At 73.6% G+C, this 12,670-nt stretch carries 9 protein-coding genes; 5 read left to right on the top strand and 4 right to left on the bottom strand.

What is annotated here, in order from left to right:
• Positions 1-71: 71 nt before the first annotated feature.
• From AQJ66_RS00175 to AQJ66_RS00165, 3 genes are all read left to right on the top strand, one after another.
• Positions 72-2,378: a helix-turn-helix domain-containing protein gene (locus AQJ66_RS00175; RefSeq protein WP_061914503.1), complete on the top strand. Its 2,307-nt coding sequence runs from the start codon at positions 72-74 to the stop codon at positions 2,376-2,378.
• Between the two features lie 104 nt (positions 2,379-2,482).
• Positions 2,483-3,247: a cutinase family protein gene (locus tag AQJ66_RS00170; RefSeq protein WP_061914500.1), complete on the top strand. Its 765-nt coding sequence runs from the start codon at positions 2,483-2,485 to the stop codon at positions 3,245-3,247.
• A gap of 47 nt (positions 3,248-3,294) precedes the next feature.
• A complete protein-coding gene (locus tag AQJ66_RS00165) occupies positions 3,295-5,961 on the top strand; it encodes a serine/threonine-protein kinase (RefSeq protein WP_159052512.1) in 2,667 nt (888 codons plus the stop codon).
• A gap of 35 nt (positions 5,962-5,996) precedes the next feature.
• On the opposite strand, the gene AQJ66_RS00160 is transcribed toward AQJ66_RS00165, so the two are convergent.
• A complete protein-coding gene (locus AQJ66_RS00160) occupies positions 5,997-7,085 on the bottom strand; it encodes an alcohol dehydrogenase catalytic domain-containing protein (protein WP_079059993.1) in 1,089 nt (362 codons plus the stop codon).
• 92 nt (positions 7,086-7,177) lie between these two features.
• Here AQJ66_RS00160 and AQJ66_RS00155 point away from each other — a divergent pair, with 92 nt between their 5' ends.
• A complete protein-coding gene (locus AQJ66_RS00155) occupies positions 7,178-8,086 on the top strand; it encodes a LysR family transcriptional regulator (RefSeq protein WP_061914494.1) in 909 nt (302 codons plus the stop codon).
• A 41-nt stretch (positions 8,087-8,127) separates the two neighbouring features.
• Here AQJ66_RS00155 and AQJ66_RS00150 read toward each other — a convergent pair whose 3' ends face one another.
• Both AQJ66_RS00150 and AQJ66_RS00145 read right to left on the bottom strand, forming a co-directional pair.
• Positions 8,128-8,538 carry a (R)-mandelonitrile lyase gene (locus tag AQJ66_RS00150; RefSeq protein ID WP_061916530.1) on the bottom strand — a complete coding sequence of 137 codons (411 nt, stop codon included), beginning with the start codon at positions 8,536-8,538 and terminating at the stop codon, positions 8,128-8,130.
• Between the two features lie 168 nt (positions 8,539-8,706).
• Positions 8,707-9,723 (bottom strand): zinc-dependent alcohol dehydrogenase family protein, encoded by a 1,017-nt coding sequence (locus tag AQJ66_RS00145; protein ID WP_061914491.1) that lies wholly within the window; start codon positions 9,721-9,723, stop codon positions 8,707-8,709.
• A 267-nt stretch (positions 9,724-9,990) separates the two neighbouring features.
• Here AQJ66_RS00145 and AQJ66_RS00140 point away from each other — a divergent pair, with 267 nt between their 5' ends.
• The gene (locus AQJ66_RS00140; RefSeq protein WP_061914488.1) at positions 9,991-10,884 is read left to right on the top strand and encodes a helix-turn-helix transcriptional regulator; all 894 of its coding nucleotides are present in this window, start codon (positions 9,991-9,993) and stop codon (positions 10,882-10,884) included.
• 15 nt (positions 10,885-10,899) lie between these two features.
• On the opposite strand, the gene AQJ66_RS00135 is transcribed toward AQJ66_RS00140, so the two are convergent.
• On the bottom strand, positions 10,900-12,663 hold the full coding sequence (locus AQJ66_RS00135) for a thiamine pyrophosphate-dependent enzyme (protein ID WP_061914485.1): 1,764 nt from the start codon (positions 12,661-12,663) through the stop codon (positions 10,900-10,902).
• Between the last annotated feature and the right edge of the window lie 7 nt (positions 12,664-12,670).

Below are 12,670 nucleotides of genomic sequence, written 5' to 3'. Positions count from 1 at the left end.
ATGTGACCGGTGTCGGCGCTAGAGTCCTCACCTGCGAAAACACGGACAACTCTGGGGGAAGGCCGTGACTTGTGGCCAGTGAGTTCGGCACGGTGCTGCGACGACTGCGCGAGAGGGCGGGGCTGACCCAGGAGGAGCTGGAACGGCGTTCCGGGATCAGTGTGAGCACCATCCGCGGTCTGGAGAACGGCAGGCGCGGCAACCCGCGGATGACCACGGTGCAGAAGCTGGCCGACGCGCTCGCCCTGAACCGCGCGGACCGCGAGGAGTTACTGCGGGCCGCCGTCCCGGGGCACCCGGACGGCGGCGCGGGCGCCCCCGGTGGGCCGGGGCCGGAGGAACCGGCCTCCGAGCCGTCCGCCGCGCAGCACCCCGCCTCGGCGACGGAGAGGGCGCTCGCGGACGCGGCCGAGCAACTCGCGAAGGCGGTGGCGGCGCGCTGGCTGCGGGAGGAGGAGCAGCGCCGGGTCCAGGATCCCTTCCCGCTGCCGGTCCGCTGGAAGGCCGCCTGCCGGACACTCACCGACCACTGGGCCAACATCCGCCGCCTCCCGCCGGGAGCCGCGAGCGATCCCCTGGACCTGAGCGGCGGGCTGGACGACATCGCGGACACCTACCGGAGCATCCCCTCCGGGCGGCTGGTGGTCCTCGGCAGGTCCGGGTCCGGGAAGACGATCCTGACCCTGCGCTTCGTCCTCGACCACCTGAAGTCGCGGACGCCCGCGGAGCCCGTCCCGGTGATCTTCAGCATCGGCGCCTGGGACCCCACCGCCATCACGCTGCGCGACTGGCTGACCGAGCGGCTGACGCGCGACCACCCCGGTACGGCCGCCCGGGGACCCGGCAGGGCGAGCCTGGCCGCCGCGCTGGTCGACTCCGGCCGCGTACTGCCGGTGCTGGACGGCTTCGACGAGGTGGCCGACGGGCTGCGCCGCCCGGCGCTGGAGGCCCTCAACGCCACCACGCTCCCGCTGGTGCTCACCAGCCGCCCCGCCGAGTACGCCGCCGCGGTCGAGGAGACCGACGTGCTGACCGCCGCCGCGCCGATCGAACTCACCGACCTGACCCTCGACGACCTGGACCACTACCTGCCCCGCACCACCCGCAAGTCCGACCGCTCGGACCCGGCGGCGGGCGCCTGGGACTCCGTACTGAAGAAACTGCGCGAGCCGTCACCGGAGGGGACGGCGGCCCCGCTCGCCACGGTCCTGTCGACTCCGCTGATGGTCGCGCTCGCCCGCACCGTCTACAGCGACACCCCGGGCCGCGATCCGGTGGCCCTGCTCGACACCGAACGGTTCGCCACCGCGGAGGAGCTGGAGGAGCACCTGCTCGACGACTTCCTGCCCACCGTCTATCCGCCCCGGCCGCGGCCTGGTCCGGACGACTGGGACCCGGACCGGGCCCGGCGATGGCTCGGCTACCTCGCCCACCACCTGACGGAACTCAGGACCCCCGACCTGGCCTGGTGGCGGCTCGGCAACGGGCTGCGCGACTCCACCCGCACCCTGGTCACCGCCCTGATGACCGGGCTGGTCATCGGACTCGTCGACGGCGTCGTCGCCGCCGCGTTCGGGAGCCCGCTCGTCGGCAGCCTCGTGGACGGGACGGTCGTCGGGCTCCTCTCCGGCTTCCTGTTCGGGCTCGTGCACTGGCTGACGTACACGGTCACGGGCAAGGACGTGGCGCCGTCCGCCGTCCGCCTGCGGATCCACGGCCGCACGGGGACCACCACGTGGACGGCCGGTCCCCGGCTGCTGATCGGCACCCTGGGCGGCGCGCTCTTCGGCTTGGCCTACGGCTTCGCGGTCGGCCTGATCCGCGCGTTCGCCCGGCAGGCCGGGCTCCCGTCCGCGCTGCACCTCGGGTTCGTCGACGCGATCGTCTTCGGCCTGGTCTTCGGCGGCGGTGCCGGACTCACCTTCTGCCTCCTCGGCCTGCTGGAGACCCCCCTCGACATCGTCTCCGCCGTCAGCCCGCGCAGCGTCCTGAACGCCGACCGGGCGACGGTGATCACCCAACTGGCGGTCTGGGCACCCGCGTTCGGCCTGGCCGTCGGGCTCGGGGCCGGGTTGGTGGTCCACCTGCTGCAGGGGTACCTGGGCCTGCTCCCACCGGACACCACGGCCGATCTCATGCTCGGCACCATCAGCGGTCTGGGCGGCGCCCTCGGCTACACCCTGACCCTCACCGCCTGGGGCCAGTGGTGCCTGCTCTCCCGCCTCTGGCTGCCGCTGACCGGACGCCTCCCCTGGGCCGTCGCCGCCTTCCTCGACGACGCCTACCGGCGCGGCGTCCTGCGCCAGGCCGGCGCGGTCTACCAGTTCCGCCACGCCCGGCTGCAGAGCCACCTCGCGGAGGCCCACCGCCGCGGATGAACCGTCACCGGCTCGCGTGTCATGGCGATTTCATCGCCGCTCCCTACCGTCGGACACCGTCCCGTCCATCACCAGCACGCCATCGGCTCCCGGGGGAACACCCAATGCTGAAGACCAGCAGGCTCACGCGCCGCGCCAGGACCGCCGCCCTCACGGCGGCGGTGGCGGCGGCCGCCACCCTCACGCCCACCGTCGCCCACGCCGACGCGGCCCCGCACCACTACTACGTCGAACTCGGCGGCACCGGCTCCGCGGCGGACGCGCCCGGCTGCACCAGGACGTACGGCTACGCCAACCAGCACCTGGACGGCGGCACACCGGTCCCCGTCTGCTACCCGGCCACCGCCGGCCCCTGGCTCAACGGCCGGAACCAGCCGGACCTGTTCGCCCCGAGCTACGACAGCAGCGTCGCGCAGGGGTACAGGAACCTGCTGGCCGCCGCGGAGGAGACCCACCGCAAGGACCCGTCCGCGCGGCTCACGATCGTCGGCTACTCCCAGGGCGCGCAGGCCGCCGACGCGGTACTGCAGACCATCGCCGCCGGCGCCACCGGCATTCCGAAGGACCTGGTCAACGGCATGCTGTACGCCGACCCGAAGCAGCCCGGCACCGGCATGTGGGCCAAGGTCCCGCGCGGCGTGGGCACCTTCGGCTTCACCTCGGCGGGACCGGGCCCCGAGGAGTTCGCGGGCATCCCGGTCGCCCGCTTCTGCATCCGCGGCGACCTCGCCTGCAACGCCACGACCGCCCAGGCCGCCTTCGACTTCTTCCTCACCGACACGCACCGGCGCTACTTCCTGGACGGCAACGTCATGACCCGCACCATCGCGGAGGAGGGGCTCGACGGGGTGTTCTGGTACGAGTCGTGACCTCGTGGGGGCCATGAGGAGCGGCACGGATCACTGCGGGAGCTGTGGTGGAGCGTGGAGTACGGGTGGCCGACCGCTACGAGCTGGTGGAGCGGCTCGGGCGCGGTGGGATGGGCGAGGTCTGGGCCGGCTGGGACCAGCGGCTGCACCGTGCGGTCGCCGTCAAGCTGCTGGCCCCCGGGGACCCGGCGGAGTCGCAACTGCGTCAGCGGTTCGAGCGCGAGGCCGTCGCCGGGGCGCAGATCAGTCACTCGAACGTGGTCGCCTTCTTCGACAGCGGCGTGCACGACGACCTGCTCTTCCTCGTGATGGAGAAGGTCGAGGGCGCCTCGCTCGCGCACCTCATCGACCGGGACGGGCGGATCGATGTGGGCCGGGCCCTGTCACTGGCGGCCCAGATCTGCGACGCGCTGTCCGCGGCGCACGCCGCGGGCATCGTCCACTACGACCTCAAACCGCAGAACGTGATGATCACGGGTTCGGACACGGTGAAGGTGGTGGACTTCGGAATCGCCGGTTTCCTGCAGGCCACCTTCTCACTGGCCCACTCCTCGGCGCTCGCCCCGGCGGGCACCCCGCAGTTCGCCGCGCCCGAGCAGTTCGGCAGCGAGCGCGGCGGCCCGAGCGCAGACCTGTACGCACTGGGCGGGGTGCTGTACGCGATGCTCACCGGGCAACCGCCGTTCATGGGGCAGAACGCCTGGGCGATCATCGCGCGGAAGATGTCCGAGGACGCCCCTCGTCTGGACACCCTGCGCCCCGATCTGCCCGTTGGTGTCGGAGACTTGGTGGCGCACCTGCTGGAGCGCGATCCGCGGTCGCGCCCGGCCGACGCGGGCGAGGTCGGCCGCCGGCTGCGCGGGATCCGCGCCCTGGCCACCGGCCACGGCCCCACCGAGGGTGCGCCCCCGGCAACCGTCCTCGACGACTCCTCGGCCCAGCGGGCCGGTGGGCTCGGGGACGGCGACGTGGTGCTGCTCCCGCCGCTGGACCGTGCGGTGCGGCTCGCCCGGTGCGTCGAGGATCCGGCGGTGCGCGCAGGTGCGATGTTCTGGATCGCCGACGCCCTCGCACGCCAGGACGTCGACGCCGCGCGCCGGTTCACGCTGCGGGAGGTCGGGGACGAGCACCTCGGCTGGGTGCTGCTGGAGCTGGCCGAGCAGGCGCCGGACGCGGGCGGGGCCCGACAGCTGCTCACGGCGGCCGAGCCATTGCTGAGCCCGCACGGTGACGCGGCCCGGACGGTGCAGGCCGCGGCGGTGATCGCACGGGTGGCTCCCGACAGGGCCGGCCCCTGGGTCGAGCGGGTGGCACGGCAGCTGCCCGTAATGGACGGCGAAGACCTCCCGGACGTCGTGGAACTCGCGGCCGCACTGGCCGCCCGCGAACCCTCGTCGGCGCAGCTCCTCCTGCCGGGCATCGAGGCGAAGGTGCGGGAGCTGTGTTTCCTCATGACGCGGGAGTCGCCAGGAGGCTCGTGGCTCTGGGCGACCGCCGCCTCGGCGACGCGCGTGTCTCCCGTCTTCGGAGCCCGGATCGTGGACATGGTGGAGCAGGCCGTGCTGTCCGGGCCGGATGACGACCGCGGCCGTTGGCTCCGGTTGTCGCGGCTGGCGGAGGAACTGGCCGAGAACGGATATGTCGCGCGTCGCGTCGCTCAGATCGTCGCCCATGTCCAGGAACCGCATCTAGTCGCCCTCGTCTGGAAGAGTGTGCTCTGCGACGCAACGTACGAGGACAGCGCGGAGACCCGCTCCCTGCTCGACGCGGCCGAGCGGGCAGTGCTCGGGCCGCGTCGGACACCTCCCCCACAGCTCCCGGCACAGCAGCCGAAGGGGCGCTTCACACGTCTGTGGCGGCAACTCGTCGACGACCACGCCACCGGGACGGCAGGCACGGACACTCACGTGGCCTGGCTCGTGGAGGGGGTGGCCAGGCACGACCTGCTGCGGGCCGAGCGCTCCGCGGGCCTGATCACGAGCGACGAGTGGCTGGCCTACGCGTACCTCAGGCTCGCCCGCGCCGCGGCCGATCAGCGAACCGTCCTCGTCGGCCGCTACCTGGAACGCGCGTGCCTGCATGTTCTGGCGAAGGTCAGGAAGAACTTCGGTTCGGCGGACATCCGCTCCCTGATCGAGGTCTTCGAGCTGGCCGCCGCACACGATCCTGCCTTGGTGCGGCGCACCGAGCCACGACTCCGGCGGCCGGCCGCCGCCGACGCGGATGCCTGGGGCAGCGTCCTCGCGACCGCGGCGAAAGCCTGTGCCGCGACCGATCCTGGTCTGGCGGAGCAACTGCTGGCCCAGGCCGAGTACCTCGACGACGGCACCGGTGCCACGGGCAGGGCCATCGGGGAGGCCCTCATCGCCCTGACCACCACCGCCTACGCGGACGGTTCGGAGACCAGGAACACGGAGATGGCCCGGCGGATCCTGCGGACCACCGCCGCGGCCGGTGAGACGAACTTCTGGTCCTCCAGCGTCCCGTCCCTGCACCGGCACAACCCCGCCGTCCTGGAGTTGCTGTTGCGGCACCATCGCGGAGAGGGCCGCGACCACCTCATCGCACTGGCCGCGCCTCTGCTGGCGCCGGAGGACCCCGACAGAGCGGAGGAGTTGGTGCGATCCCTCGCCGACCCGGAGGACCGGGACGACGCCTTCGCGGACAGCGTCGTGGCCTTGGCCCAACACGGCAGCCGGACAGGGCACGAGTGAGAGCCGCTGACGAAGGCGCGCGCAGTGCCCGGCCCTCAGCCGGTGGGCGGGACGAGAACGGTCCTCTCGAACGGCCCGCCGTGTGCGGCGGCGTACGCCACAGCCTCGTTCACGGCGTCGAGGGTGAACGTCCGAACCTGTTCGGGAGCGAGGTCGAGCGCGCCCGACGCGATGAGCCGGATCATGCCGGTGTTCGCCGGGCGCGGGTACATCCACTGCCCCCGCACGGTGACCGAGTTGCGCATGAGCCACGGGTACGGGAGGGCCAGGTCCGCGCCGCCGAGCATGCCGACGCCGCCCATGAGGACGACGCGGCCGTACTCGCGGACGGTCATGGCCGCGGCGCGTGCCACGGAGGCGGGGGCGGCGGGCGGGAGCAGGTCGATCACCATGTCGACCGGGCCGTCTGCGGCGGCGGACAGGGCGCCGCGGTCGGTGTCCTCGTCGCCGGTCAGTTCGACGGGGCGCAGGCGCGGGCCGAACCGGTCGGCGAGGAGGTCGAGTGCGGCGCGGTTGCGGCCCGGTGCGACGACGCGAGCGGCCCCCATGGCGAGTGCCACGGCGACCGCGGCACTGCCGAGGTTCCCGGTGGCCCCGCTGACGAGCAGCGTCTCGCCCGCCTGGAGCCCGCCCGCCAGCAGTCCGCCGTAGGGGATGACGTACGTGCCGAGCGAGGCCCAGCGGGCCGGGTCGTCCTCCGCCCGCGCGGGCAGCGGGTGGACGTTCTCGGTGGGGACGCGCATGCGTTCGGCGAACGCGCCGTCGTGCAGGTGCCGGGCGAGCCTGGCACCGCCCTCGCCGCGGGAGCTCCAGCCCTGCAGGGTGATGTCGGGCGTCAGCGCGTCATCGCGGGAGCGGACGGTGCAGTCGCACCACACCAGGTCGCCGGCGCGCAGCCGGGTGGCGTCCGGGCCGGCGTGGAGGACCCGTCCGACGCCGCCGGGGCCCGGGACCACGGGGGGTTCGAGCGGATAGTTCCGCCGGCCGCCGAAGACCTCGTCGGCGTACGGGGGGACGCTCGCCGCGAGGATCTCGACCAGCACCTCACCGCCGCCCGCCCGGGGGTCGGGTACCTCCTGAACGGTGAGCGGTGCTCCGAACCGTGACAGGACAGCTGCTCGCATCTGCGGCCTCCTTGATCGCCTGTGTTCGAGGCTAGGAGCGCCGGGGCCATGCGCCAAGCGACGATCTCGCATGTGTGGTATGCGTACTGCGCATGGACTTCTCCAGTGCCGCCCTCCGGGTTCTGCGGCAGGTCGCCGAGTCCGGGAGCTTCACCGCGGCGGCCTCCCGGCTCGGCTACACCCAGTCGGCGATCTCACGCCAGGCGGCCGCCCTCGAACGCAGCGCGGGCACCGCCCTGTTCGAGCGCCGTTTCGACGGGGTGCGGCTCACGCCCGCCGGACTGACCCTGCTGCGGCACGCCCGCGCCATCCTGGACTCCGTCGAGGCGGCCGAGCAGGAGCTCACCGGCTCCGCCTCCCGGGCGGAACCGGTGCGGCTCGGCACGTTCCCCAGCGCCGGGGCGGTGATCCTGCCCGGTCTGCTCACGCGGCTGGCGGCGGCCGCCCCGCACGTCACGGTCACGACGCGGGAGGGCACCACGCCCCGCCTGCTGCGAGCCCTGCGGGCGGGCTCGATCGACATGGCCGTGCTGACGTCCCGCCCGCCGCACCGGCCGTCGGACGGCGAATCCCCCCGGCTGCACATCGAGACGGTCGAGGACACGGAACTGCTCGTGGCAGCGCGGACGACCGGCTCGTTCTCCGGCCGGACGGCGGTGCACGTCGACGAGCTCGTCGACGCTCCCTGGATCACCAGCCCGTCGTCGAGCACCGAACCCCTGCTCGGCGTCTGGCCCGGCCTGCCCGGGCGGCCCAGGATCGTCCACACCACGAGCGACTGGCTGACGAAACTCCAGCTCGTCGCCGCCGGTTCCGGCGTGACGACCGTCCCGGCCCGCATGAGGACGGTGCTGCCGCACGGCGTGACGCTGCTGCGCGTGGACGGAGCGCCCCCCGAGGTCCGCCGCATCCTCCTGGCACGCCTTCCCGGCCGGCCGGGCCCGGGAGTCTCCGCCGTCACCCGGGCGATCACCCCGGCCGGTCCCCCGGCCACCGGGTGACCGGCACGCTCACCGCACGGGCGGATCGGGCGAGGGGGCGGTCAGCCGGTGGCCGGCGCGGCGGCGTACTCCTCGTCGGTGACCGGGGTCAGCCAGTGCACGACGTCGTGGTCGGCGTCGCCCTCGTTGATGGCCAGGTGGACCATCAGCCGGTTCGGCGCGGCGCCGTGCCAGTGCTCCTCGCCGGCCTCGAACAGCACCCGGTCGCCGGGCCGGATGATCTCGACCGGTCCGCCCCGGCGCTGGCACAGGCCGACCCCTTCGGTGACGAAGACGGTCTGGCCGAGCGGGTGGCGGTGCCAGTGGGTGCGCGCGCCGGGCATGAAGTGCACCAGGGCGGCGCTGACCCGGGAGGGCTCGGGCGCGGCGGCGACGGGGTCGATGTAGACGTCACCGGTGAACCAGTCGGCGGGGCCCTTGACGGTGTCGATCGAGCTGCGGGTGATCTGCAAGGTCGTGTCCTTCAGTGTGAGCGTCACCGGGTGGTGGGCACCCCCGGTGGGGCCGCCGGCTCACGGGATGGCGAGACCGACGGCCGACGGCCTGTTCCGGTGGGACCGCGGCCCAGGGGGTCACGGGGTCGGGTGGTCGGGTGGTCAGGTGGGCAGGTGGGCAGGGGATCAGGGCTTGAGCAGGGCCTTGACGGCGCGGCGCTCGTCCATCGCCTTGTAGCCCTCGGCGACCTGCTCCAGGGGGAGGGTGAGGTCGAAGACCTTGCCCGGGTCGATCCGCCCCGACAGGACGCGGTCGATCAGGTCGGGCAAGTAGCGGCGCACGGGCGCGGGGCCGCCGCGCAGCCCGACGTGCGAGAAGAACAGCTCCTGGCCGTCGACGGCGACCTCGTGCGGGACGCCGACGAAGCCGACGTTGCCGCCGGGCCGCGTGGAGCGCAGGGCCTGCTGCATGGACTGCTCGGTGCCGACGCACTCCAGGACGGAGTCCGCGCCGATGCCACCGGTCATCTCCTTGATCCGGGCGATGCCGTCCTCACCTCGCTCGGTGACGATGTCGGTGGCGCCGAACTCGCGGGCGAGCTTCTGGCGGGACTCGTGACGGCTCATGGCGATGATCCGCTCCGCGCCCCTCTCCTTCGCGGCGATCACCGCGCACAGGCCGACCGCGCCGTCGCCGACGACCACGGCGGTGGAGCCGGGCTTCACCTCGGCGGCGTCGGCGGCGTACCAGCCGGTGCCCATCACGTCGGAGACGGCCAGCAGGCCGGGCCAGAACTCCTCGCCCGGCACGTCGTCGGTGGCGACCAGGGTGCCCTGGGCGTTGGGGATGCGGACGTACTCGGCCTGGCAGGTGCTCATGAACTCGCGGTTCAGGCAGTTGGACTGGAAGCCGTTGCGGCAGTTGGCGCAGGTGTTGTCCGAGGTCGCGAACGAGCCGACGACGAACTGGCCGGGCCTGACCGCGGTGACCTCGCTGCCGACCTCCTCGACGAAACCGACGTACTCGTGACCCATGGGGTGGGCCTCGTCGGTCGCGTCCAGGCCGCGCCAGGGCCACAGGTCGGAGCCGCAGACACAGGTGACGGCCGTGCGGATGACGGCGTCGGTCGGGTTCAGGATCTTGGGGTCGTCCAGGGTCTCGAAGCGCACGTCGCCGGGGGCGTGGATCACTGCTCCGCGCATGGGGGGAAGTCCTTACGTTCGTTGGGTGAGCGGGGCCCGGGGGCCCGCCCGCCGGCCGCTGGGGCCGCGTGCCGGCGCAGGTGGGGTCGCGTCGAGGGCGCCGTTGTCCTTCGCGCGCCGACCGGCCGGGTACCCCTCGGTGCGGCGGCCGCTCGGAAAGTTCCTGTTCTCCAGGTAACCGCTCCTGGCAGCGGCCAGCGAGATACCAGTGAGAGGTGTACCGGCAGTACACCCCTCCCCCGCCGGACAGGCCGTACGGTCGAAGGCATGGACAACCGTGAGGAGGTCCGCGAGTTCCTCACCTCGCGGCGAGCGAAGATCACCCCCGAGCAGGTCGACCTGCCCGCCGGATCCCGGCGGCGGGTGCCGGGGCTGCGCAGGAGCGAGGTCGCCGCGCTGGCCGACATGAGCGTCGAGTACTACGCGAAACTCGAGCGGGGCAACCTGGCGGGCGTCTCCCCGGCCGTCCTGGAGGCCGTCGCCCGGGCGCTGCTGCTGGACGACGCCGAACGCGCCCACCTGCTGCACCTGGCGCAGGCCGCCGACGGCTCCGACGCCCTCACCCGCCCCCGGCGCCGCACCCCCGCCCGGCAGTGGACCCCGCACCGCAGCCTGCAGTGGACCCTCGACGCGATCACGGCGGGGCCCGCGGTCGTGGCCAACGGCCGCACGGACATCCTGGCCGCCAACCCGCTCGCCCGCGCCTTCTACGCCGATCTCCTGGCCAACCCCGACAACCAGCGCAACCTGGCCCGCTTCCAGTTCCTCGACCCGGCCGCCCGCCGGTTCTACCCCGACTGGGACCTGTTCGCCGACATGGCGGTGGCCATCCTGCGCCGCGAGGCCGGCCGTGACCCCCACGACAAGGGCCTGCACGACCTCGTCGGGGAGCTGTCGACCCGCAGCGGGGACTTCCGCACCCGCTGGGGCGCCCACAACGTCCGCCGCCACGGCACGGGGACCAAGCGGTTCCGCCATCCCGCGGTCGGCGACCTCACCCTCGCCTACGAGTCCCTGGACCTGGCCGCCGAACCCGGACTCACCATGACCGTCTACACCGCCGAGCCCGGCTCCCCCTCGGAGGAGGGGCTGCGCCTGCTCGCGTCCCTGGCCGCCACCGAGGACGCGGGCCCGGCGGCGGCGCGGCACCCCAGCGGCTGACGGCAGGGAAGGCCGTCAGTCCCCGCTCGGCTCCCCGTGGCTCCGGACGACCTCCTTCACCTTGGCCACCGCGAACCCCCAGCCCTGCTCCACGGTCGGCTTCGCCGGCACGGCGATCTCGTCCGGGTTGGTGAGGACGTCGAGCAGCACCGGGCCCGGGGTGCGGAAGGCGCGGCGCACGGCGCTCTCCACGTCGGCCGGGTCCGTCACGCGGATACCGGTGATGCCCATGGCCTCGGCCACGGCGGCGAAGTCGGGGTTGTCGAGCACCGTGCCGAACTCGGGCAGGCCGGCCTGCTCCTGTTCGAGTTTGACCATGCCCAGCCGGCGGTTGTCGAAGACGACGAGCTTGACGGGCAGCCGGTACGTCTTCAGCGTCATGAGGTCGCCGAGGAGCATGCTGAGCCCGCCGTCGCCGCAGAAGGCGACGACCTGCCGGTCGCGGTCCAGGGACTGGGCGCCCAGCGCCTGGGGCATGGCGTTGGCCATGGAGCCCAGGTTGTAGGAGCCGATCAGGCGTCGCTCGCCGCGCATCTCGACGAAGCGCGACAGCCACACCGTGGCCATGCCCGTGTCGGAGGTGAAGACGGCGTCCTCCGCCGCGACCCGGTCGACGGCCGCGGCCAGGACCTCCGGGCGGATGTCGTGCGCGCGATTGTCCAGCGCCGAGCGGATGCGGCCGACCACACCCTTGTCGTGCGCGGGGTCGGCGAGCCGGGCCTGCCCGGTGCGCCACCGGTCGAAGCGGTCACGCGCCTTGTCCAGGTGCGAGCGGTCGCGTGCGCCGTCGGACCCGGCGGGCGCCGCGGCGAGGTGCTCCAGGAGGTCGCGTACGGTGGCGCCGGTGTCCCCCACCAGCCCGACCTCGACCGGGACGCGGCGCCCGATGTGGGTGGCCTCGGTGTCCACCTGGATCACCGTCCGGCCCTCGGGATACCAGTCCCGGTAGGGGAAGTCCGTGCCGAGCAGCAGGAGGGTGTCCGCGTCCTGGAGGGCGGCCGCCGCCGCGGGGTTGCCGATCAGGCCCGTCTGGCCGACCTGGAAGGGGTTGGCGTCGCCCTCGAAGCCGGCCTTGGCCTTCAGCGTGAGCACCATGGGCGCGGCCAGGCGGTCGGCGAGGGCGAGGACGTCCTGGCGGGCGGCCCTGGCCCCCTCGCCGACGAGGAGGGTGACGCGCTCGGAGCGGTCGAGGAGGTCCGCGGCGCGGCGGACGGCCGATTCGTCCGGCCGGCTCACCGGCGCGTTCAGGGAGAACCGGGCGGGGCGGTCGGCGGTCAGCTCCCGCTCGCCCAGGTCGCCCGGCACGGTGAGCACGGCGACGCCCTTGCGGCCCAGGGCGTGGCGCACCGCCGTCTCCAGCATCTGCGGCAGCTGGTCCGGCGAGGTGACGGTCGCCCGGAAGACGGCCACGTCGCTGAAGAGGGCGTCGTTGTCGACCTCCTGGAAGTAGTCGCTGCCGAGTTCGGCGAGCGGCACCTGGCCGGCGATCGCCAGGACCGGGGCGTGGCTCTTGGCCGCGTCGTACAGTCCGTTGAGGAGGTGGACGGAGCCGGGTCCGACGGTGCCCATGCACACGCCGAGGGTGCCGGTGAGCTGCGACTGGGCGCTCGCGGCGAAGGCGGCCGCCTCCTCGTGCCGGCAGCCCACCCACTCCAGGTCCTCGGTGGTGCGGATGGCGTCCGTCAGGGGGTTGAGGGCGTCTCCGACGACGCCGAACACCTGGCGCACGCCGAGTTCGCTCAGCGCGTCCACGATGACTTGGGCAACGGTACGGGGCACGGGGGTC

The organism is Streptomyces bungoensis, from assembly GCF_001514215.1.
In the GTDB taxonomy this organism is placed as follows: domain Bacteria; phylum Actinomycetota; class Actinomycetes; order Streptomycetales; family Streptomycetaceae; genus Streptomyces; species Streptomyces bungoensis.
Note: the sequence above shows the minus strand (reverse complement) of the source record. Positions and strands in the feature narration are given on the sequence as shown.